Origin of the sequence: Dactylosporangium sp. CS-047395, assembly GCF_050942185.1 — a bacterium.
Taxonomy (GTDB): Bacteria; Actinomycetota; Actinomycetes; order Mycobacteriales; family Micromonosporaceae; genus Dactylosporangium.
In genome coordinates this window covers 7,450,483-7,471,830 of the sequence record NZ_CP192015.1, presented here as the reverse complement: position 1 = coordinate 7,471,830, position 21,348 = coordinate 7,450,483, and the positions used below count along the sequence as shown (strand labels likewise).

The 21,348-nt window shown below is 74.0% G+C and carries 22 protein-coding genes; 13 read left to right on the top strand and 9 right to left on the bottom strand.

Annotated elements, in window-relative coordinates:
- Positions 1 to 43 precede the first annotated feature (43 nt).
- Positions 44 to 304, bottom strand: coding sequence for an STAS domain-containing protein (locus ACQP00_RS35165; protein ID WP_433204019.1), 261 nt, complete (start codon positions 302 to 304; stop codon positions 44 to 46).
- A 157-nt stretch (positions 305 to 461) separates the two neighbouring features.
- Here ACQP00_RS35165 and ACQP00_RS35160 point away from each other — a divergent pair, with 157 nt between their 5' ends.
- Genes ACQP00_RS35160 through ACQP00_RS35150 form a run of 3 tightly spaced genes read left to right on the top strand, consistent with a single transcriptional unit; the run spans position 462 to position 3,039 of the window.
- Positions 462 to 1,133, top strand: a complete 672-nt coding sequence (locus tag ACQP00_RS35160; RefSeq protein WP_433204016.1) for a response regulator transcription factor — start codon at positions 462 to 464, stop codon at positions 1,131 to 1,133.
- Complete coding sequence (locus tag ACQP00_RS35155; RefSeq protein WP_433204013.1) at positions 1,130 to 2,491, top strand: ATP-binding protein; 1,362 nt, start codon at positions 1,130 to 1,132, stop codon at positions 2,489 to 2,491. The genes ACQP00_RS35160 and ACQP00_RS35155 overlap by 4 nt, the downstream gene beginning before the upstream one ends.
- 11 nt (positions 2,492 to 2,502) lie before the next feature.
- Positions 2,503 to 3,039, top strand: a complete 537-nt coding sequence (locus ACQP00_RS35150; protein ID WP_433204010.1) for a GerMN domain-containing protein — start codon at positions 2,503 to 2,505, stop codon at positions 3,037 to 3,039.
- Here the strand turns inward: ACQP00_RS35150 and ACQP00_RS35145 are convergent.
- On the bottom strand, positions 3,026 to 3,457 hold the full coding sequence (locus ACQP00_RS35145) for a response regulator (protein ID WP_433204007.1): 432 nt from the start codon (positions 3,455 to 3,457) through the stop codon (positions 3,026 to 3,028). The genes ACQP00_RS35150 and ACQP00_RS35145 overlap by 14 nt on opposite strands.
- Positions 3,458 to 3,584: 127 nt before the next feature.
- Between ACQP00_RS35145 and ACQP00_RS35140 the strand changes: the two genes are divergently transcribed.
- Positions 3,585 to 4,115 carry a MarR family winged helix-turn-helix transcriptional regulator gene (locus tag ACQP00_RS35140; protein WP_433204004.1) on the top strand — a complete coding sequence of 177 codons (531 nt, stop codon included), beginning with the start codon at positions 3,585 to 3,587 and terminating at the stop codon, positions 4,113 to 4,115.
- Here ACQP00_RS35140 and ACQP00_RS35135 read toward each other — a convergent pair.
- A complete protein-coding gene (locus tag ACQP00_RS35135) occupies positions 4,093 to 5,424 on the bottom strand; it encodes a benzoate/H(+) symporter BenE family transporter (protein ID WP_433204001.1) in 1,332 nt (443 codons plus the stop codon). The two genes, ACQP00_RS35140 and ACQP00_RS35135, sit on opposite strands and share 23 nt — an antisense overlap.
- A gap of 51 nt (positions 5,425 to 5,475) precedes the next feature.
- Here ACQP00_RS35135 and ACQP00_RS35130 point away from each other — a divergent pair, with 51 nt between their 5' ends.
- The gene (locus ACQP00_RS35130) at positions 5,476 to 6,033 is read left to right on the top strand and encodes a helix-turn-helix domain-containing protein (RefSeq protein WP_433203998.1); all 558 of its coding nucleotides are present in this window, start codon (positions 5,476 to 5,478) and stop codon (positions 6,031 to 6,033) included.
- Positions 6,034 to 6,214: 181 nt separating this feature from the next.
- Here ACQP00_RS35130 and ACQP00_RS35125 read toward each other — a convergent pair whose 3' ends face one another.
- Positions 6,215 to 6,727, bottom strand: a complete 513-nt coding sequence (locus tag ACQP00_RS35125; RefSeq protein WP_433203995.1) for an NUDIX domain-containing protein — start codon at positions 6,725 to 6,727, stop codon at positions 6,215 to 6,217.
- Between the two features lie 40 nt (positions 6,728 to 6,767).
- On the opposite strand from ACQP00_RS35125, the gene ACQP00_RS35120 reads away from it, so the two are divergent.
- The 8 genes from ACQP00_RS35120 to ACQP00_RS35085 all read left to right on the top strand — a co-directional run bounded on the left by ACQP00_RS35120 (position 6,768) and on the right by ACQP00_RS35085 (position 16,869).
- Positions 6,768 to 7,685: a hypothetical protein gene (locus ACQP00_RS35120; protein WP_433203992.1), complete on the top strand. Its 918-nt coding sequence runs from the start codon at positions 6,768 to 6,770 to the stop codon at positions 7,683 to 7,685.
- Between the two features lie 341 nt (positions 7,686 to 8,026).
- Positions 8,027 to 8,446: a chemotaxis protein CheW gene (locus ACQP00_RS35115; RefSeq protein WP_433203989.1), complete on the top strand. Its 420-nt coding sequence runs from the start codon at positions 8,027 to 8,029 to the stop codon at positions 8,444 to 8,446.
- Positions 8,447 to 8,501: 55 nt separating this feature from the next.
- Positions 8,502 to 9,827, top strand: coding sequence for a CheR family methyltransferase (locus tag ACQP00_RS35110; RefSeq protein ID WP_433203986.1), 1,326 nt, complete (start codon positions 8,502 to 8,504; stop codon positions 9,825 to 9,827).
- Positions 9,824 to 10,411, top strand: a complete 588-nt coding sequence (locus ACQP00_RS35105) for a chemotaxis protein CheW (protein ID WP_433203983.1) — start codon at positions 9,824 to 9,826, stop codon at positions 10,409 to 10,411. Before ACQP00_RS35110 ends, ACQP00_RS35105 begins: the two co-directional genes overlap by 4 nt.
- Before the next feature lie 8 nt (positions 10,412 to 10,419).
- Positions 10,420 to 11,895, top strand: a complete 1,476-nt coding sequence (locus tag ACQP00_RS35100; protein ID WP_433203980.1) for a methyl-accepting chemotaxis protein — start codon at positions 10,420 to 10,422, stop codon at positions 11,893 to 11,895.
- Positions 11,892 to 13,913, top strand: coding sequence for a hybrid sensor histidine kinase/response regulator (locus ACQP00_RS35095; protein ID WP_433203977.1), 2,022 nt, complete (start codon positions 11,892 to 11,894; stop codon positions 13,911 to 13,913). The genes ACQP00_RS35100 and ACQP00_RS35095 overlap by 4 nt, the downstream gene beginning before the upstream one ends.
- Positions 13,910 to 14,971, top strand: coding sequence for a chemotaxis protein CheB (locus tag ACQP00_RS35090; protein ID WP_433203974.1), 1,062 nt, complete (start codon positions 13,910 to 13,912; stop codon positions 14,969 to 14,971). The genes ACQP00_RS35095 and ACQP00_RS35090 overlap by 4 nt, the downstream gene beginning before the upstream one ends.
- On the top strand, positions 14,953 to 16,869 hold the full coding sequence (locus ACQP00_RS35085; RefSeq protein WP_433203971.1) for a response regulator: 1,917 nt from the start codon (positions 14,953 to 14,955) through the stop codon (positions 16,867 to 16,869). The genes ACQP00_RS35090 and ACQP00_RS35085 overlap by 19 nt, the downstream gene beginning before the upstream one ends.
- Before the next feature lie 7 nt (positions 16,870 to 16,876).
- Here the strand turns inward: ACQP00_RS35085 and ACQP00_RS35080 are convergent, their stop codons facing one another.
- The 5 genes from ACQP00_RS35080 to ACQP00_RS35060 form a co-directional block, all read right to left on the bottom strand.
- Positions 16,877 to 17,458 (bottom strand): suppressor of fused domain protein, encoded by a 582-nt coding sequence (locus ACQP00_RS35080; RefSeq protein WP_433203968.1) that lies wholly within the window; start codon positions 17,456 to 17,458, stop codon positions 16,877 to 16,879.
- Positions 17,459 to 17,520: 62 nt separating this feature from the next.
- Positions 17,521 to 17,838, bottom strand: a complete 318-nt coding sequence (locus tag ACQP00_RS35075) for a hypothetical protein (protein WP_433203965.1) — start codon at positions 17,836 to 17,838, stop codon at positions 17,521 to 17,523.
- 60 nt (positions 17,839 to 17,898) lie between these two features.
- On the bottom strand, positions 17,899 to 18,255 hold the full coding sequence (locus ACQP00_RS35070; protein WP_433203962.1) for a cyclic-phosphate processing receiver domain-containing protein: 357 nt from the start codon (positions 18,253 to 18,255) through the stop codon (positions 17,899 to 17,901).
- Positions 18,252 to 18,707 carry a DUF2569 family protein gene (locus tag ACQP00_RS35065; RefSeq protein WP_433203959.1) on the bottom strand — a complete coding sequence of 152 codons (456 nt, stop codon included), beginning with the start codon at positions 18,705 to 18,707 and terminating at the stop codon, positions 18,252 to 18,254. Before ACQP00_RS35065 ends, ACQP00_RS35070 begins: the two co-directional genes overlap by 4 nt.
- A 101-nt stretch (positions 18,708 to 18,808) precedes the next feature.
- The gene (locus tag ACQP00_RS35060; RefSeq protein WP_433203956.1) at positions 18,809 to 21,343 is read right to left on the bottom strand and encodes an AAA family ATPase; all 2,535 of its coding nucleotides are present in this window, start codon (positions 21,341 to 21,343) and stop codon (positions 18,809 to 18,811) included.
- Between the last annotated feature and the right edge of the window lie 5 nt (positions 21,344 to 21,348).

Genomic DNA, 21,348 nt, shown 5'->3' with positions numbered 1-21,348 from the left:
TCAGTGTTACGCGCGAGTAACGCCCAGCGGAAGGGTGGGTGCGTTATTGCACGTGGAGGACCTTCTCCACGCGGGCCAGGCGGAGGGTCCGGGTGACCCTGGGGCCGGGGGCGCGCAGAGTGAGGCGGCCACCGGCGGCGAACATCCGGCGGTGTACGTCCAGCAGCATCCCGATCGCCGCCGCGTCCACGAACGGGCATTCGCGCAGGTCGATCACGAGATCGGTGGGGTTCAGGTCGGCGGCTTCGTGCAGGAGTGCGGCGACTCTCGGTACCGATGCCGCGTCCAGTTCTTCTTCGATCACGATTTCGATGGTCGGAGCAGTCACCATTTCAGCGTTCGTTTTCGATGTGGCGAAACCTTCCCCGCTGCGTGACGGTTGTGTGACTTCGGTGGAACGGGCCCTCACCAGGGCGGGATCAATTGGTCGGAAGGGCCGGTCGGGCGGCATGATGCCTGGTATGGCAGGCGTGCTGGTGATCGAGGACGACGACCGGATCCGGCTGGCGCTGGCGCTGGCGCTGGAGGACGAGGGGTACAGCGTCCGCGGTGCGGCAAGCGCGGAGGAGGGACTGGTCGCGCAGCGGGAGGACCCCGCCGACACCGTGCTGGTCGACCTGATGCTGCCGGGCGTCGACGGGTTCGAGTGCATCCGGCAGCTGCGCCGGGGCGACGACGTGCCCATCGTGGTGATCAGTGCGCGCGACGACACCCACGACATCGTGGCCGCGCTCGAGGCGGGAGCGGACGACTACCTGGTCAAGCCGGTGGCGGTGAAGGAGCTGTCGGCCCGGCTGCGGGCGCTGCGCCGGCGCGGGCGCACCGTGCACGCGATGTCCAGCATGGTCTTCGGCGACATGGAGATCCTCCCGGAGGCGGGCGAGGTGCGCATCGGCGGCGAGGCGGTGGCGGTCACCCGCACCGAGTTCCGCCTGCTGTGCGAGCTGGCCGAGCACGCGGGGCAGGTGCTGAGCCGCCAGCAGCTGCTGCAGCGCGTGTGGGAGTACGAGATCGGCGACGAGCGGCTGGTCGACGTGCACGTCGGGCGGCTGCGGCAGAAGATCGAAGAGGATTCCAAGCAGCCGCGGTACCTCGTGACGGTCCGCGGTATGGGCTACAAGTTGCAGCGATGAGGCGGATCAGGGGAAGGCTGGGGCTGCGCACCCGGGTGGCGGCCGGGTTCGCCGCCGGGGCGCTGACCCTGTCGGCGTCGATGGCCCTGGTGTCCTACGAGGTGACCCGGGGCGAGCTGATCAGCGGGCGGGAGCGGCAGGCGGTACGGTCTGCGACGTTCGACGCGCGGGTCGTGGCGGCCGGGCTGAACACCGAGCACCCCGACTTCTCCGGCATGCTGCGCAGCCTCGACACCGGCGGCAACCGGCGGGTGCTCGTGTTCCATCTGGGCCACTGGTACGCGCGTACCGCCGACAACGGCGCGTCGGCCGCGATCCCGCAGAGCCTGCAGCGCCTCGTCGCCGACCACGGCCAGGGTATCCAGCGGGTCCGGGTGGACGGGGCCCCGGTCGTGATCGTGGGCATCCTGCTGACGCCGGCGACAGCGGTGTACGAGATCGATTATCTGCGCGAGCTCGATCAGACGCTGCGCACCATCGGATGGGTCCTGATCCTGGTCGCGTCGGCGGTCGCGGCGGCGGGGGCGGTCCTGGGCTGGTACGCCACCCGCTACGTCCTGCGCCCCCTGCGCTCGGTCGCGGCCGCCGCCCAGGGCATCAGCGCCGGCGACCTCGACGCCCGCCTGGACCCGGCCACCGACCCGGACCTCGAACCGCTCTCGACGTCGTTCAACGGGATGGTCGACCAGCTGTCCCGGCGCATCGAGAAGGACCGCCGCTTCGCCGCCGACGTCAGCCACGAGCTGCGCTCCCCGCTGCAGACCCTGGCCGCCTCGGCGAGCGTGCTGGAGCGGCGCCGGGACTCCCTCGACGAGCGCACCGCGATGGCGGCCGGGCTGGTCGTGGCCGAGCTGGCGCGGTTCCAGCAGCTCGTCGACGACCTGCTCGAACTGTCCCGCGGCGACCTGCCGGCCCAGATCGGCCCGGTCGACGTCGGCGAGCTGGCCCGCCGCGCGGTGCAGGGCCGCGGCCTCGACCCGGCGATCATTCAAGGCGGCGGCCAGGAGCTGCGCTGGACCGTCGACCGGCGCCGCCTGGAGCAGGTGCTGGTCAACCTGCTCGACAACGCGGTCACGCACGGCGGCGGCCCGGTCGCGCTGCGGCTGGCGACCGACGGGGCCGACGGGATCATCGAGGTCGACGACGACGGCCCGGGCGTGAACCCCGCCGACCGCGCGACGATCTTCGACCGGTTCGTGCGGGGGCGCTCGGCCGGCGCCCGCGGCAACGACACCGGCACGGGGCTGGGCCTGTCCCTCGTCGCGCAGCACGTCACCGCGCACGGCGGCCGGGTGCACGTGCTGGACCGGCCGGGAGGCGGCGCGCGGTTCCGGATCGAGCTTCCGGGGGTACGGTGAAAAGGCCCGGCTTGTGGCTCTTGCCCATCGTGCTGGCCGCCGGTGGCTGCGGGGTGCCCACCGACCGGGACCCGCGCCCGATCGAGCCGTCGGTGACGATCGGCTCCTATGAGGGCCCGATGGCCAACCCCTCGCCGGGCGCGTTCGTCGAGCGGCTGTACCTGGTGCGCGACAACCAGCTCGTCCCGGTCGACCGGCGGGTCTCCGCCCTGCCCTCGCCCCAGCGGCATGTCGAGGACCTGGTCACCGGCCCGACCCCGCAGGAGCGCGCGGCGGACCTGGACAGCGCGCTCGCCGGCACGTCGTACATCACCGGCGTGCAGCTGCGCAACGGCACCGCGGTCGTCGGGCTGGCGGTGGACAACCCGATCCGCAACGACGAGACCCTCGCGTACGGCCAGATCGTGTGCACCCTCGCCGCCCGCGCCGACATCGTCGGGGTGCGCTTCGCCAAGGACGGCCGCACGATCGAGGTGCCGCGCGGCGACGGGGCGCTGACCAGCGACCTGCTCACCGACGCCGACTACCAGAGCCTCATCGCGCCCTGACGTCCCGGTCCACCACGATGCTGAACCGGTCGATGCTCCGGATCAGCTCGGCCAGCTGCGCGAAGTCGACGGGCTTGCGGAAATAGAACTCCGCCGGTACTCCGAAGTCGCGCAGCATCCGCTCCTCCAGCGGCGAACTCGTCAGCACCGCGACCGTCATCCCCGCCAGGTCCGGATTGCCGTGCACCCGGTCGAGCACCACCCGGCCGTCGACCCCGGGCAGGTTCAGGTCGAGCAGCAGGATGTCCGGCCGCGGGGCGCCCGCGTGCGCGCCGCGCCGCTCCAGATACGCGAGCGCCTCGAGCCCGTCGCCGAGCACGGTGAGCGGATTGCGCAGCCGGTGCTCGCGAAACTCGTCGATGGTGTACGCCACGTCGCCGGGATCGTCCTCGACGAGCAGGATGTGCGCGAGGTCCATGAACTCCTCTTTATTGCAATAGTGCAATAATCGCGACCACCATAGTCCACGTTCGCTTCCCGGATCCAGCCCGCGCGCCGTGTATGACCGGTCCCCACCAGCGCGCCGCTCATGCAACGATTGCGCCGTGACAACGACCGACCCGATCGTCGAGGCGCTGCTCTCGGTGAGCCGCGCCATGGTCGCGCTCGCCGCCCGCAACCTCGCGACGCTCGGGGCGGATGTGACGCTGCCGCAGTACCGCACGCTGGTCCTGCTCGCCGGCGCCGGCCCGCAGCGCAGCGCCGTGCTGGCCCGCGAGCTGGGCGTGGCCCCGTCGACGCTGACCCGCATGTGCGACCGGCTCGTGCGCAAGTCGCTCGTGCACCGCTTCCACCGGCACAACGACCGCCGCTCGATCTGGCTCGGCCTCACCCCGGCCGGCCGCGACCTGGTCGGCGTGGTCATGGAGGCGCGCCGGCGCGAACTGGAGACGATCGTGCACGCCGCGGGCCTCTCGGCGGACGCGCACGACCTGGCGGTGCTGCACGACTTCGTCCGGGCCTCGGGCGAGCTGCCGGACCGCGAGTGGTGGACCAGGTGGGAGGTCTCGGCCGACCCGGTCGACGGCGCCCAGGCCATGCGCGGCGACCGGATCAGCCCCGGCGCCCTGGCCTGATCCCGCCGTCGCGTCCGGCCGGCTCCGGTTCTTGCTCCGGTCGCGGTTCTTGCTTCGTCTCCGGCTCGGTCTCCGGCTCGGTCTCCGGCTCGGTCTCCGGCTCGGGTTTCGGCTCCGCGGCAGAGGCGGGTGCGGGGGCTGGGGCGGGCGGTGCCGGCGTGCGGCGGTGCAGCAGCAGGTACGTCAGCCCGCCCGCGACCAGGCCCCAGAATGCCGAGCCGATCCCGAGGATGGTCGCGCCGGAGGCGGTGACCACGAACGTGACGACCGCCGCCTCGCGCCCCTCCGCCTCGGTCACGGCGGAGGCGAGCGACGACCCGAGCGCCGGCAGCAGCGCCAGCCCGGCCACCGCCACGACCAGGATCGGCGGCGACAGCAGGACGAGCGCCATGGCGAGCGCGGCGCCGAGGCCGAGCGCGAGCTGCCCGCTGCCCAGGGCCACCGTCGCGATCCAGCGCCGGCGCGGGTCCGGGTGGGTGTCGGGCCCGGCGGTGAGGGCGGCGGTGATCGCGGCCAGGTTGACCGCGTGCCCGCCGAACGGTGCGGCGAGCGCACTGGCGACCCCGGTGGCGACGAGGATCGGGCGGAGCGGCGGCGTGTACCCGTACGTGGCCATCACCGCCATCCCGGGCACGTTCTGCGCGGCCATGGTGACCAGGAACAACGGGATCGCGATGCTCACGACGACGGACAGGTTCAGGGTGGGCACGGTCAGCACCGGATCGGGCCGCAGCCCGGCGCCGGCGAGCGAGCCGCCCGCCCCGTGCACCGCGATCGCCGCCACGGCCGCGACGAGCGCGCCCGGCACCGCCCACTGCCGCGCGAAGCGGAACAGCACCGCCCACGTGAGCACGACCGGGGTGGCGAGCAGGGGGAGATCGACCATCGCGCGTACCGGCGCGGTGCACAGGCTGAGAATGACGCCGGCGAGCATGGCCCCCGCGATCGGCCGCGGAATGGCGGCGATGGCCCGGCCGAGCCACGGCAGCAGCCCCGCGAGGACCATGAGCGCCGCACTGACCAGGAACGCCCCGACCGCCGCCGGCCAGCCCCCGGGCACCGTGCCGGTCGCCGCGAGCAGCGCCGCGCCGGGCGTCGACCAGGCGATCGAGATCGGCATCTTGTACCGCACGCCGAGCGCGATCGCCGTGACGCCGATCGCCACGCAGACCGCGAGCAGCCCCGACGCGGCCTGAGCCGGACTCGCCCCGACGGCCCGGAGCCCGGCCAGCACGACGGTGAACGAACTGGCGTAGCCGACGAGCGCACTCACCAGCCCGGCCAGCACCGCCGGCAGCGCCTGCCGCATGGTCGCCCCCTCGACTGGATCGTTCCGTAAACGGAACGCAACAATAGCCACATGAGCGTGCGCGGGACAAGCCGGGCCTCGGGGGACGGGGCGGTGGGGGAGCGGCTGCGGCTGATGCGCGAGGCGCGGGGGCTCTCGCTGTCGGCGCTCGCGCGGGCGGCCGGGATCGGCAAGGCGACCCTGTCGGGGCTGGAGCACGGGACGCGCAACCCGACCCTGGAGACGTTGTACGCGGTGGCGGGGGCTCTGGGGGTACCGTTGACGGCTCTGGTCCTGAAACCCGGCGACCCCCCGGCGCTGGCGGCGGACGTGCGCGGGGCGGCCGTGACCGCGACGCTGCTGGAGGTCTTCGAGGAGCCGGGCGCCACGTTCGAGCTGTTCTGGATGCGCGTGCGGCCGGGGGTGATCCAGCATTCACCGGCCCACGCGAGGGGCGTCAGCGAGCACATCACGGTGTACGGCGGGCTCCTCCGCGCTGGCCCCGAAGACGCTCCCCTCTCGGCGGGGGCGGGCGAGCACGTGACGTTCCGGGCCGACGTCCCGCATCTCTACGAGGCGACCGGCCCGGACGAGGTGGTGGCGAACCTGCTGATCCGCTCGCCCCGCTGACGTCTTCTGCTTTCGCGCGCCGTCCGTGTGGTGCGCCGTTTGTGTCGTGCGCCCGTTTGTGCCGCGCGCCGTTTGTGTCGTGCGCCGTTTGTGCCGCGCGCCGTTTGTGTCGTGCGGCGTTTGTGTCGTGCGGCGTTTGTGTCGTGCGGCGTTTGTGTCGTGCGGTCGGGTGGGTGCGGGGTCAGGCGGCAGGCAGCGTCCAGGGGCCGGGCCCGTCGGGGTCGGTGAGCGCGGCGAGCACCGAGCGCAGCTCCGGCGGCTCGAACCGGTCCGGCCGCCGCAGCCCGGCGGCGAGCGCGTCGAGGGCGGCCGGGTCGTGCCACGCGTGGCCGTGCAGGTTGTCCTGCTCGTCCGGCATCAGGCCGGTGCGCACCAGCTCCGGGCGCTCCTCGGCGAAGCGTGCCAGGAAGAACTGCTCCGGCCCGACGATGCGCCGGCCGTTCCACGTCATGTCCCGCTCGACCTGCACGAACCGGTCGGCCACCACCGCGTCGCCGGACAGTCCGGTCTCCTCGCCGAGCTCCCGCCGCGCCGTCTGCAGCGGCGTCTCACCCGGGTCGATGCCCCCGCCGGGCGGCTCCCACACCGAGGAGCCGTCGAAGGGATCCTTCCAATGCAGCAACAGTACCCGTTGTGCCCCATCCAGACACACAATGCGCACCGCAGGCCGGCGGCGAGGCTCTTCGCTATCCACGCAGAGGACTCTATCGTTCGATCGCGTAGGCTTCCGGCAAGTGACACTGCTGCTGAAACTGTCGCTCGCGCCGCTGCTGGTCGTCGCCTCCTCGCTGGCCGGAAGGCGGTGGGGCGCCCAGGTTTCCGGCGTACTCGTCGCCCTGCCCATCGTCGCCGGCCCGATCCTGCTCATCACCTGCCTCGACCACGGCCCCACCTTCGGCACCCGCGCGGCCGGGGCATCACTGCTCGGGCTGATCTCGCTCGCCCTGTTCGTCGCCGTCTTCGGCCGCGCGGCCCAGCGGCTGCGCTGGCCGGCCGCCCTCGCGCTGGCCTGGGCGGCATGCCTGGCCGCGGACGTGGTGCTGGCCCGCCTCACCGTCCCGCCACTGCTGGCCGCACCACTTGTGCTCGCCTCGGCCTGGCTCGCCGCTCGCGCGCTGCCCCTGCCCGAGCCAGCTGAATTCGAACCGGTTGAGTCCGAGCCCGCCGAGTTCGAGCCTGCGCTGGTGAACGAGGCCCCGACAGCATCGATGGCAGCTGCGATGGAGGGGACGTCCCCCGAGTCCGCGGTGGCACGTGGACCGGTGGCCGAGTCAGGCGGTGCGGTGGTGCGGCAACCGCCGTGGTGGGATCTGCCGGCGCGGGCCGTCGCGACCGCCGTGCTTGTGCTGACCGTGACCGGGGCGGCGGAGGCGATCGGGCCGGCCGCGACCGGGGTGCTGGCGCCGTTCCCGATCGCGACGAGTGTTGTGGCCGCGTTCGCGCTCGCCCGGGACGGTGCCGGCGGGGCGGTGCGGATGCTGCGCGGCGTGCCCGGTGGACTCGTGGGGTTCACGGTGTTCTGCCTCGCGGTGGCGCTCTTGGTCGAGCGCGCCGGGACCTACGCGGCGTTCGGGCTGGCGCTCGTCATCACGCTCGCGGTGCAGGCGGCGGCACTGGTGTTCGCGGCGAGGCGGCGCCCGGCAACCGCGTGACGCTGTGACGCTGTGACGCCGGCTGTCGCGGCGAGAAGACACCCGGCGACCGCATGACGCTGTGACGCCGGCTTTCGCGGTGAGAAGGCGCCCGGCGATCGGGGACGCTGCGGCGCTGGTGGTCGCGGCGAGGCGGCGACCAGTGAGGCGGCGCGTGGCGTCCGGCGACCGTGTGACGCTGTGGCGCCTGTGGCGGTGGTCTTCGCGGTGAGCAAGGCGTGCGGCGGCCGGGTGACTGTGTTGGCAGGCATGGGGTGGGCCGGGTTGCCGCAAACCGAGCATTTGCCGCGTTTGCCGTCATATTCTGTGGCCAGCGCGGGTGATCAAGGGCGGGTGATCGGATGCAGGATCAGCTCATCTTCGGCGTGGGAAGGCTGTTGTGCGCGGTGCCGCTCGAGGCGGTGCTGGAGACGGTGCGGCCGTTGCCGGTGCAGCCGGTGGCCGGGAGCGGTGGGGGGCTGCTCGGGGTCGCCGTGATCCGTGGGGCCGCGGTGCCCGTTGTCGACACCGCCGCGCTCGTCGGGGATCCGGGGGCTGAGCCCAGCCGGTTCGTGACCGTGGACACGCCCGGGGGTACCGTCGCGCTCGCCACCGGACCGGTGTTGGGGGTTCGGTCGATTCATCGGTCCGCGGCGCAGCCGTCGCCCGTGGCCGGGTCGCTGGTCGAGGCGGTCGGGGTGCTCGTCGGGCAGCCGCTGCTGTTTCTGAGTCCGGAGACGGCGCTGTTGCATGCCGGGGCGGTGCAGCATGCCGCCGCGTGAGACGGGTGGCCGGCGGGAGCCGGGGGCGCACCGGGACGGCGGCGGGTTAGGGCCGGTGCTGCGGCTTCGGCAGCTGCTCGGGGAGCGGCTCGGGATGGCGTTCGACGAGAAGAAGGACGGGCTGCTCGGGGAGATCCTGCAGCAGCGGGCCACCCAGCACGGGCTCACCGATCGCGGGTACCTCGATCGGCTCACCACGGCCTGGAGTGCGGAGCTGGCCGCGCTGGCCGAGGCGTTGACGGTCAACGAGACGTACTTCTTCCGCAACGTCGAGCAGTTCCGGGCCCTCGCCGACGTGGCGCTGCCGGCTCGGATGCGGGCCAACCAGGAGCGGCGGCGGCTCGACATGCTGTCCGTCGGGTGCTCGACCGGCGAGGAGGCCTACAGCCTGGCCGTCGTCGCGGCCGGGCGGGTGCCCGAGGCCTGGGCGACCTCGATCGTCGGGCTGGACGTGAACCGGGGGGCGCTGCGCAAGGCGATGGCGGGGCGGTACTCGCTGTGGTCGCTGCGGGAGACGCCCGAAACGGTGCGGCAGAAGTGGTTCCGGCCGGCCGGGGACGGGGTCGAGATCGATGCGCGGCTGCGGGGGCGGGTGCGGTTCGTGGAGCACAACGTGGCGCGGGACGATGCGGTGCTGTTCGCGCCCGGGCAGTACGACATCGTGTTCTGCCGCAATCTGCTCATGTATCTGACGCCCGACACGGCGCACACCGTGGTGGAGCGGATCACCAGAAGCCTGGCGCCGGGCGGGTTCCTGTTCCTCGGGCACACCGACTCGCTCGGGTTGCGGCCGCCGGGGCTCGCCGTGCACCACTCGCACGGGACGTTCTACTACGAGCGGGAGGAGCGGGCCCGGTCCGCGCCCGAGCCCGCGCCGGCGGTCCGTGCGCGGCCGCGTGAACAGGCCATGGCGCTGCTGGGTCAGGAGCGCTTCGGCGACGCGCTGGAGGTGCTCGACGCCGTCACCGGGGCCGAGGCGGACCGGCCGGAGACGTGGCTGATGCGCGGGTGCCTGCTCGCGGCGCTCGGGGACACCGGGCGGGCGGCGGACCTGTGCCGGCGGATGCTGGAGCGCGACGCGCTGTTCGCCGACGCGCACCAGCTGCTCGGCGACTGTCACGAGGGCGACGAGCGGCACGAGGAGGCGCAGCGCGAGCATCGCCTCGCCGCGCAGCTCGACCCGGGGTTCGCGATCCCGCGGCTGCGGCTGGGGTTGCTCGCCCGGCGCTTCGGGGACCGGCGCACGGCGGAGCAGGAGCTGGATCAGGCGGTACACCTGCTGCGGTCGGAAACCGAGGAACGCATCGCGCTGTTCGGCGGCGGCTTCGGGCGCGGGGCGCTGATCGCGCTGTGCCGGGCCGAGCTGGCGGCCGTGTCGTGACCGCGCCGGCGACCACGGCCCCTGAGCGCAAAGGCCGGGGGCGCCTGGAGACGCGGCTCGCCGAGCTGCGGGACGAGTTCGACAAGTCGTTCGCCGACCCGCCCCGCAGCGCCGTCGCCGGGCACGACGACCTCCTCGCGATCCGGGCCGGTGGCGTCCGGTACGCCCTGCGCCTCACCCAGGCCGCCGGTCTCTTCCCCGACCGGCCGGTGACCCGGCTCCCCGGCCCGCTCGGCGCGCTGCTCGGGGTGGCCGGCTTCCGCGGCGCCATCGTGCCGGTGTACGACCTGGCGGCGGTGCTCGGTGCCGCCGCGATGAGCGCCGGGGAGGAGGACGGCGCGCGGTGGCTGGTGCTCGCGGCCGGCCAGCCCGCCGTCGCGCTCGCGTTCGCCGGGCTCGACGGGCACCTGCGCGTCCCCAGCGACGCGCTCATCGAGGAGGCCGACGGCCACGGGCCGCACGGGTGCCTGCGCGGGATCGTCCCGCTGCCGGACGGCGCCCGGCCCATCGTCGACGTGCCGTCGGTGCGCGCCGCGGTGCGGGCGTCGGTGGAGGCCGTGACGGGATTCGGGGCAGAACGATAGGGCGGGACATGGCACGAGAGTGGACGTACGGGCAGCGGCTCGGGCTGGGATTCGCCGTCACCGCGGCACTGACGCTGATCACCGGCGCGGTGACGGTGTGGGCGCTCAGCACCGTGGCGTCGGCCAAGGACGAGGTCATCGACGTCGGCGTCAAGGGGCTCGCGGCCGCGCAGGAGCTGCGGGTCGCCGTGGAGGCCAAGAGCAGCGCCGGGCGGGCGTACCTGCTGACCGGCGACTCGCAGTACGCCCAGCAGATCACCGCCAGCCGCGCCCAGTTCTCGGCCGCGGCCGGGCGGGTCCGCGACGTGCTCACCACCGCCGAGGAGCGCGACCTGCTCGACCAGGCGGTGGCCGGCGAGCAGCGCCACCAGGAGGTGCTGCAGGACGTCATCGGCCGCCGCGACCAGCCCGGGGAGAACCTGGAGCAGATCTCGGCCGCGTTCGAGACCACGGTGGTACCGCAGCGCGACAACCTCGACCGCCAGATCACCGCGCTCACCACCCTGCTCGACCGCGACCTGCGCACGGCCCAGGACGCCGCCTCGAACCGGGCCACCGTCTCGATCAGCGTGGTGATCGCGCTCGCCGGGCTCTCCGTGGCGTTCGGCGTCGTCTCCGGCCTGCTGCTGGCCCGCGCCCTCAAGCGCCACGTGGCCGGCACCGTCGGGCACATCCGCAGCTCCTCGGCCCAGCTGGAGGCCTCGGCCGGGCAGCAGGCGACCGGGGCCCGGGAGCAGGCGACCGCGATGAGCGAGATCACCACGACGATCGAGGAGCTGCTCATCACCTCGCGGCAGATCTCCGAGGGGGCGCAGCGGGTGGCGAAGATCGCCGAGGACACCGCGACCGCGGCCGGGTCCGGCGACTCCACGATCGAGGAGGCGCGCGCGTCGATCGCCGCCATCCGCCGCCAGGTCGACCTGATCGTGCAGCACATGCTGGAGCTCGGGCAGCGCTCGCAGCAGATCGGCGGGGTCGTCGACCTGGTGTCGGAGCTGGCCGAGCAGACGAACATCCTGGCCATCAACGCGACCATCGAGGCGTCGGGGGCGGGGGAGTGGGGCCGCCGGTTCGCCGTGGTGGCGGACGAGATCCGCAAGCTGGCCGACCGTACCGCCGGATCCGCCAAGGAGATCCGCGCGCTCATCGACGACGTGCGCGGCGCGGTCAACACCACGGTGATGGCGACCGAGACCGGGGCCAAGGCGGTCGACGCCGGGGCCCGCCAGTTCGACGCCGTGACGGCCTCGTTCCAGCAGATCGCCGACCTGGTGGCGACCACCACCGAGTCGGCCCGGGAGATCGAGCTGTCGACGAAGCAGCAGACGACCGCGGTGGAGCAGGTCAACGTGGCGGTCACCGACACCGCGCGGGTGACGCAGGAGAGCGAGTCGAGCGCGGTGCAGACACGGCAGACCGCCGAGCACCTGACCGGCCTGTCGACCACGCTGCTGCGCCTGGTGTCGGCGGACAGCGGCACATGACCGACGAGAAGGATCCGCTGCGGTACTTCCGGATCGAGGCCCGCGAGCTCGTCGACCACCTGGGCCAGGGGGTGCTGGACCTGCAGGGCGGGGCCGGGACGGAGCCGGTGGCGCGGCTGCTGCGGCACGCGCACACGCTCAAGGGCGCGGCCCGGGTGGTGCGGCAGTCCGGCCTCGCCGACCTGGCCCACGCCCTCGAAGAACTGCTCATGCCGTATCGCGAAGCGGAGCCGCCCGCCGCTATCACGGGCGATCTGCTGCGCATCACGGACGCCATGGACGCGCAGGTCGTCGCGCTCGACAAACCCGCCATATCTGAAAAAACCGACATATCCGAAAAATCGGAAGTCGTGGAGCGTGAGGCCACCGCCGACGTCGACGATCTCCTCGAGGCCGTCGACGAGGCCCACGCCCGCTTCGCCCCGCTGCGCACCCACACCGAGTCCCTCGACAAGGCCAGACGAGCCGCCGAGACCCTCGCCGAGCAGCTGCGCGGCGAGCGCGCCGCCCCCGCCGCGAGCGCCCTGTCGGCCGAGCTGACCACCCTCGGCCGCCGCCTCACCGAGACCGTCGAACAGGTCGCCCGCGAGCTCGACGACATCCGCGGCCGGGCCGAGCGGCTGCGGCTGGTCCCGGCGGCCACGGTGCTCTCGACGCTGCACCGGGCCGTGTACGACGTGGCCAGTACCGAGGGAAAGCAGGTGCAGTTCGACAGCCAGGGCGGCGACCTGCGCCTCGACCCGCACGTGCTGGCCCAGGCCGGCAACGCGCTGCTGCACGTCGTGCGCAACGCGGTCAGCCACGGCGTGGAGCCCGAGGCCGAGCGGGTCGCGGCCGGCAAGGCGGCCCAGGGCCGGGTCAGCGTCGACGTGCGCCGCCGGGGCCGGTTCGCCGCGTTCCGCTGCCGCGACGACGGGCGGGGGTTCGATCTCGACGCGGTACGCCGCCAGGCCGAACGCCGCGGGCTCGTCCCGGCCGGCGCCGAGGCCGACGTGCGGGAGCTGATGCGGCTGCTCATGCAGGGCGGCATCTCCACGTCCGAGCGGGTCACTGGCGTCTCCGGGCGGGGCATCGGGCTCGACGCGGTGCGCGACGTCGCCGAGCGGCTCGGCGGGGACGTGTCGGTGAGCACCGAGCCCGGCCGCGGTACCACCGTCGAGCTCGTCGTCCCGCTCGCCCTCGTCTCGCTCTCCGGCCTCGTCGTGCAGGCCGGCGGGGTGCTCGCCGCGCTGCCCCTGGACGCCGTGCGCACCTGCGTGCTGCTGCCCGCCGTCGAGAACGCGGCCGCGGCGATGGCGGGCGCCCTCGCCCACGACGGCAAGGTGCTCACCTTCCTGCCCCTTTCGCGGGTACTGCCGGCAGACGCCCCGAACGGCAACCCCAACGGCGGCGCGGTCGCGGTCGTGCTCGCGGCCGGCGACGAGGTCTTCGCGGTCGGCGCCGACCGGCTGCTGGGCACCAGCACGCTCGTCGTGCGGCCGCTGCCCGAGCTGGCCCCGGCCGCGCCCGTCGTCGGCGGCGTCTCCATCGACGCGGAGGGCAACCCGCGGATCGTCCTGGACCCGGCGGGGCTGGCCGCGGCGGCCGCCACGGCGGGTGGTGCGCACGTGCCCGTCGAGCCCGAGGAAGCCGCGAAGAGCGAGCTTCCCCCGATCCTGGTCGTCGACGACTCGCTCACCACCCGGATGCTGGAGCGGTCGATCCTGGAGTCCGCCGGGTACCGCGTCGAGCTCGCCGCCTCCGCCGAGGAGGGCCTGGAGCGGGCCCGACAGCGGCCCTACGCGCTGTTCCTGGTCGACATCGACATGCCGGGCCTGGACGGGTTCGCGTTCGTCGAGCTGACCCGGGCCGACCCGCAGACCGCCGCCACCCCCGCCATCCTCGTCAGCTCGCGCGCCTCGGCCGAGGACCGCCGCCGCGGTGCCGACGCCGGCGCCGCCGCCTACATGGTCAAGAGCGCGTTCGACCAGGAGGAGCTGCTCGCGCGCATCCGTGAGCTGGCGGGAGCCCCGGCATGATCAGAGTGCTCATCGTCGAGGATTCGGCGACGGTACGGGGCTGCCTGCGCGAGGCCCTCACGCCCGCCGAGGGATTCGAGATCGTGGGCGAGGCGACCGACGGCGGGCAGGCGGTCGAACTGTGCCGGCGGCTGCGGCCCGACGTCATCACGATGGACGTCATGCTCCCGGTGATGACCGGCCTGGTCGCCACCGAGCAGATCATGGCCGTCGCGCCCACGCCGATCCTGGTCGTCTGCTCGGCCGACCGCCGCGAGCTGTTCACCACCTACGACGCGCTCGCCGCGGGCGCGGTGGACGTGCTGGAGAAGCCGCGCGGCGACGCGGGCGACGCGAGCTGGGGCCGCCGGCTGCGCACCGCGGTCAAGGTGGTCTCCCGCATCCGCGTGGTCACCAAACGGCGCCCCGGCCCGACGCCCCCGCCGGTCCGCGCCGCCCGGCCCGCCGCGGCCGCCACCACCCGGGCCATCGCCATCGGCGCCTCGACCGGCGGCCCGGGCGCGATCGTGCGGCTGCTGCGGGCGCTGCCGGCCGGGTTCGCGATCCCCGTCCTGTACGTGCAGCACCTCTCGGCCAACGAGTCCTTCGCGCAGGCGTACACCGGCTGGCTGGCCGAGCAGACCGGGCACGTCGTGGGGTACGCCCGCGGCGGGGAGGCGCTCGGCGCGCTCGGCGGGCGGGTCACGATGGCCCCGCCGGACCTGCACCTGCTCGTGAAGGACGGGCACCTGCACCTGAGCTCGGCCCCGCCCCGGCACTCGTGCCGCCCGTCGGTCGACACGCTCTTCGAGTCGCTCGCCGCCGGCCTGGGCGGGTCGGCGGCCGGGTGCCTGCTCACCGGGATGGGCCGCGACGGCGCCGGCGGGCTGCTCGCGCTGCGCCGGGCCGGGGCGCTGACGTTCGCGCAGGACGCGGCCAGCAGCGTGGTGTACGGCATGCCGAAGGAGGCGGTCGCGCTCGGCGCCGCGGCCGAGAGCCTCCCGCCGGAGCAGATCGGCGCGCGGCTGGCCGCGCTGGCCTCCTTCGAAAGGGGGCCCGCGTGGCGAACAACGTCCTGATCGTCGACGACAGCCTCACCGTGCGGATGGACCTGCACGAGGCGTTCGAGGACGGCGGCTTCCGCACCGTGCTGTGCGCCGGGTGCGGCGAGGCCGACGCGGCGATCGCACACGAGCGGTTCGACGTGGCCGTGCTCGACGTCCGGCTGCCCGACGGCGACGGCGTGGACCTCCTGCGACGGCTGCGCGCCGACCCCCGCCACGGCGACGCGGTCGTGCTGCTGCTGTCGACCGAGGCCGAGGTGCACGAGCGGCTGCGCGGCCTGCGCACCGGCGCCGACGACTACGTGGGCAAGCCGTACGACGCCGCGGTGGTCGTGGCCCGCGCCCGCGACCTGCTCCGCTCGGGCCCGGAGGCGCAGGGCCGCAGCCTGGTCCTCGTCATCGACGACAGCCGCACGTTCCGCGAGGTCCTGCGCCAGCGGCTCGACGACGCCGGCTACGACGTCGCGGTCGCGGTCAGCGGCGAGGAGGGCCTGCGGGTCGCCGGGGTCCGCCCGCCCGACGCGATCATCGTCGACGGCGTCCTGCCCGGCATCGACGGCGCCACCGTCATCCGCCGCGTCCGCCTCGACGCCGCCCTGCGCAACGTGCCCTGCCTGCTGCTGACCGCCTCCGACGACTACAGCACCGAACTGCAGATCCTGGAGGCGGGCGCGGACGGGTTCGTGCGCAAACAGGAGGATCTCGCGGTCGTCATCGCCAAGCTCGCGGCGGTACTGCGAAAAAGCGCCGCCGCCCTCCCGCTCCCCGACGCCGGCGCCGCCCGCCCGCCGCGCGTCCTGCTCGTCGACGCGGACTCCGCCTACCTGGAGACGATGACCGGCCTGCTGCACGAGGACGGCTTCGAGGCGGTGCTGGCCCGCTGCGCCGACGACGCCCTGGCCATGCTCGCCGTGCAGCCGGCCGACTGTACCGTCATCGACCTGCACCTGCCCGGCATCGACGGCCGCGACCTGTGCGACCGCATCCGCGCCGTGCCCGGCCTGCGCGACATGCCGGTCATCATCGCCGGCGAGGACGACGTGCTGCTGGAATGCCTGGCCGCCGGCGCCGACGACTATGTCCACCGCGCGGACGGCCTGGGCACGCTGTGCGCCCACATCCGCGCCCACCTGCGCCGCCAGAACCTCCACGAGCAGAACCGCCGCATCCGCGACGAACTCGTCCGCCGCGAGATGGAGGCCGCGGAGGAACGCGCGGCGCGCCGCTTCGCCGAGGCTAGGGCTGAACTCGTCGAGGAGCTGGAATGGCGCAACCGCGAACTCGAGGCGTTCAGCGGGTCGGTCTCGCACGATCTGCGGTCGCCGCTGCAGACGATCCTGAGCTACAGCGAGCTGCTGGCCGAGGACGCCCCGCCGGAAACGGCCGAACACCTGACCCGCATCCACGGCGCCGCGACCCGGATGAACGCGCTCATCGAGTCGCTGCTGCAACTGGCACGGGCGAACCGGGGGCAGATCGAGCGGCGTACCGTGGATCTGTCGGCGCTGGCCGAGGACGTCATCGACGAGCTGCGGCTGCGCGACCCCGACCGCAAGGTGCGCGTGACCATCACCGCCGGGATGACCGCCGCCTGCGACGGCGATCTGGTGCGGGCGGTGTACACGAACCTCGTCGGCAACGCCTGGAAGTTCACCTCCCGTACGCTCGACCCGGCCATCGACATCGGCCACGACGACGGCGCCTTTTTCGTGCGCGACAACGGGGCGGGGTTTCCTGCGGAGCGGGCGGAGGAGCTGTTCCGGCCGTTCGGGCGGTTGCACGACGCCTCCGAGTACCCGGGCACGGGTATCGGCCTGACCACGGTCCAACGCATCGTCGACCGCCACGGCGGCCGGGTCTGGGCCACCAGCGAACCCGGCCGGGGCGCGACCTTCTCCTTCACCTTGAACTGAGCGTCGGCTACCGCTGGCGTCCGGCGAAGACGTCGGTCCGGTCCAGGAGCCACTGCGCGAACTCGACGGGCGGGAGCGTCCGGCCGTGTTCCCGTTCCGCGTCGGTGATCGGGACGACGTTGATGATGCGGACGGGGCCCTCGCCGGTGTCGACGTAGTCCAGGCCGTCGGCGGAGAGCGGCCCCGCGAGGAACACCGCCCGGCAGCCGGGGAACGCCGGGAAGTCCTCGCCGAGGCCGATCATGTGGCCCCAGTTGAGCTGCGTGCCGGTCGCGAACGGGTGTACCGCCAGGTTGGCCAGCCGCACCGCGATGGCGCCCTCGTCGGCGCGCGTGAGCTGCCCGCGGCGGCGGAGCTGGAGTTCGGCGCGGCCGCCGTCGCCGGGGCCCGGGGCGGACGGCATCGCGGCGGCCGCCATGCCGATGGTCCTGAAGGTGGTCAGGTCGGTGGCCGGGGTGGGCCGGTAGACGAGCACGTCGAGCCGCTGGAGCGGGCCGTGTTCGTCGGAGAAGACCATGCCGTCGTGCTCCTCGCCGTGGAGGTGGCGGTAGGCGTTGAAGACGTCGCGCAGGACGGGAGGGGCGGCCACGACGGCAGACTCTACGTCACAGCGGCCGTCCACCGCGGAGGGAAGCTCCACGAGGGCGCCGTTCAGAGGGTGTCGTCGACCGCGAGACCGAGGAACCAGCCCGAGCTGAAGCCCAGGATCACGACGATCGCGAAGGCGGTCGCGATGTTCGACCAGAGCTTCGCGCGCTCCGGCCGGCGCTGGAACAAGGTGTACGCCGCGGTCGCCGTCGCCAAGCCCGCGGCCGTGTACGTCGCCACGACCAGCGCGAGCACCCAGCCGGTGCGCGACACCACCACGCGGCCCGACGTGTCCACCGCATGGATCTGGAACAGTGCGGAGCCGCACACGAGCACAGCGACCAGCGCGCGCATGCGGTGCACCAGCAGCGGGTTGTCCACGCGTCGACCGTACCGACAGACGTCAATCCGCGATGACCGCCGCCGGCCGGCGCCGCACGGTCACGTGTCCAGGTAGGCCACAGCCGACGATCCCGTCGCGACGCGGACGTGGTAGCCCCAGCGCAGCAGGGCCTGCACCATGGTCGCGGCGCCGGCCGGGTTGGCGGAGTGGACGTGGATGATGCCGATGTCGAACGGAGTTTCCTCGAAGGCGGCGCGTTCGAGGAGTTCGACGACCGGCCAGATGGTGTCGTCCCCGCCGAGGTCGTGGTCGAGCCACAGCTCGTCGATGCGGCGGTCGCGGTAGCGGTGCAGCAGCGCGACGCCGGCCGTGCTCGTTCGGGCCACGTCGGCCTCGCGGCCGTCGACGAACGAGCGCAGGTCGTCGATCAGCACGACGTGATGGTGACCGGTCATGAAGAACTGGACGCTGCCGTTGTACGAGCAGGTTGCCGGGTCGGGTCAGGGGTGAAGGTCTGGCGCACCCGGCGGGACGTGAGGACGTAGCCGATGCCGACCAGGCTCGGCACGCTGTCGACCACCGTGCCCAGGGTGGACTTCATGCCGAGGAAGTGCCAGCACACGAGGAACACGATCGCCAGGGCGTTGACGATGTGGTTGTTGACGACGGCCGATCTGCGGCGGCGGAACATCAGGACGTACAGCACGACCGTGTACAGCACCAGCACCAGATTGCTCGCCACGTAGAAGACGAGCGACGGGAGCGGCACGAACGAGTCCAGCCCCGCCAGTGACGGGCGGGCGCTGATGATGACGGCGGCGACGGTCAGCATCAGGTCATGCGCCGCCTGCACGCCCAGGGCGATCACGTACAGCAGCAGCCATCCTCGAATCCCCGTCGATGCCATGGGCCCGACGCTAGGGAGCCGGCCGCCACGGTTCCATGGTGCTGGCCCCCCGATCCACGGTCCGGCCAGCCCTACGCCGCACCCGAGACCGCCCGCGAAGGTCAGAGGGGCAGGGCGGCCAGGTCGGTGCGGGCCGTGACGCCGAGTTTCGGGTAGGCCTTGTACAAGTGGTATGCGACGGTCTTGGGGCTCAGGAACAACTGTGCCGCGATGTCGCGGTTCGACAGGCCCTGCGCGGCCAGGCGGGCGATCTGCAACTCCTGCGGGGTCAGCCGGGCCGCTGCCGGCTCCGGTGCCGACGGTGAGGACGGCAGGCCGGTGGCCGCCAGCTCGGTGCGCGCCCGCGCCGACCACGGGTGCGCGGCCAGCCGGTCGAACGTCTCCAGGGCCTGTTGCAGGGCCCGGCGGGCGTCGGACTTGCGGCGGGCGCGACGGAGCCACTCGCCGTACAAGAGCGACGTTCTGGCTCTTTCGAACGGGCGGGCCGGCAACTTCAACGACAGCACGAACTCGTGCTCGTCGCCGGTGAGCAGGGCGCGGCAGCGGTGCAGGAGGGCCTGCGCCCACGGCTGGCCGGTGCGGTCGGCGAAGACCGTCAGCCGGGTCAGTGCGCCGTCCACAGTGGACGATGAACCGGCGCGGACCGCCGCTTCGATCAGGTCGGGGATTGCGCGGTGGGCCACGACGTGGTGCGCGTAGGGGTCGGACTGCAAGGGCGACAGGCGGGGCATCGCCGCCTCGGGGCGGCCCTGGCCCAGGTCCAGCAGGGCGAGTGCCCACTGGGCCCAGGCGAAACCGGCCGGTGGGCAACCGGGCGCGGCGGCCGCGAGCGCGTCGGCCACCGCGGCCCGGGCCGCAGGTTCGTCGCCGGAGAGCGCGGCCAGCACCGCGGCGACCGCGGACAGCTGGCTGATCCACAGCGGCTGCCCGCCGTCACGGGCCAGCGCCAGACCCTCGGCCGTGCTGACCGCCGCGTCCCGGTGCCGCCCCGCGAACAGCTCGGCCTCGGCCTGGAAGAACAGCAGGGTCGGCAGCAGGCCGGCCAGCCCCTCGCCGCGGCACCGGCCGACCAGCGCGGCGGCCAGCTCGTGGGCGGCGGCGTCCTGGCCGGCGACGAACCCGAACCCGCACAACTCGACAAGATCCCGCGCCGGTACCGCCGGGTCGAGGACCGTGCGCCGGTCCGCGATCCCGGCCAGGGGACCGGGGCGGCCCCGGGCGGCGGAGACGAGCCATTCGGAGACCGGGTCGGCGCCGAGGGCGTCCAGGCAGGTGCCGAGGGTGGGCTCGCCGAGGTACCACGCCGGGTGCAGCGCCCGCCGGTAGGCGCCGCCGTAGGCGATGAGGTCGTAGGCGGTGCGGAAGTCGCCCTGCCAGAACCAGGCCTGCCCCTCGATCCAGCCGACCCGGGCCAGGAACGCCGGGTCGGTGTCGAGCCCGCCCGCCCGCTCCGCCAGGCGCACGGCGGTCTGCGGCGCACCGGCGAAGAGCCCGTTCTCGGCGGCGAGCAGCAGCCGCCGCGCCTGCGCGCCCGGGGAGTCGCTGAGCTCGGCCGCGCGCTCCAGGGCGGCCGCGGCGGCCCCGTAGCCACCCCGGGCCCGCGCCCCGTCGGCGGTCGCCTCCAGCGCCGCGGCCACGTCCTCGTCGGGGCCGGTGGCGGCCGCGGCCAGGTGCCAGGCCCGCCGGTCCCCGTCGAGCGCGGCGGCCAGCGCGCGGTGCACGGCGACCCGTTCGGCGAGGCTGGCCCCGTGGTAGGCGGCCGCCCGGACGAGGGGATGCCGGAACCGCACGGACCCGTCGGCGACCTCGACGAGCCGCGCCTCCTCGGCCGGGCGCAGGTCCTCGGCCGTGGCCACCCGCAGCACCACGGCCAGGTCCCCGGAGTCCGAGGCGGCGACGGCGAGCAGGGCGGCCCGCGCCGGCGGCGGCAGGGCGGCGACCTGGTCGTGGAACGCCGCCCGCAACCGCTCGGACACCGCACCGGCGCCGTCGCCCGGGGTGCGGGGCAGTTCGAGCAGCGCGAGGGGATTGCCCTCCGCCTCGGAAAGGAGCCGCTCTCGTACCGCCTGATCGAGCCCCTCCCCGAGCAGCAGTTCGGCGTCGGCGCGGGCCAGCCCGTCGAGATCGAGGACCGGCACGCCGGGCACCGCGCCGGGCGGCCGGGTGGCCAGGACGAGCGCCACCTCCTCCGCGCCGAGGCGGCGGGCGGCGAAGCGGAGCGCGTCGGCGGAGACGGAGTCGAGCCACTGGGCGTCGTCGACCAGGCACAGCACCGGCCCGGCCTCGGCCAGCAGCGACAGCACCGCGAACCCCACGAGCAGCCGGTCGGCCTCAGCGGCCGGCCCGAGCCCGAACGCCCCGGCGAGGGCGTCCCGCTGCGGATCGGGGAGCAGGTCGAGGCGGTTCAGGACGGGGCGCAGCAGCTGGCTCAACCCGGCGAACGGCAGGTCGGCCTCGAACTCGGCCCCGGAGGCGCGCAGCACCGGAATCGGCGACGCGGCCGCCAGCCAGTCCAGCAGGGCGGTCTTGCCGATGCCGGGGCCGCCGCGCAGCACCAGGGCGCCGCCGGTCCCGTCGCGGGCCGCCTCGGCGAGGGCGCGCAGCCGCTCCTGCTCGCGGGACCGGCCGATCAGCACGGTTC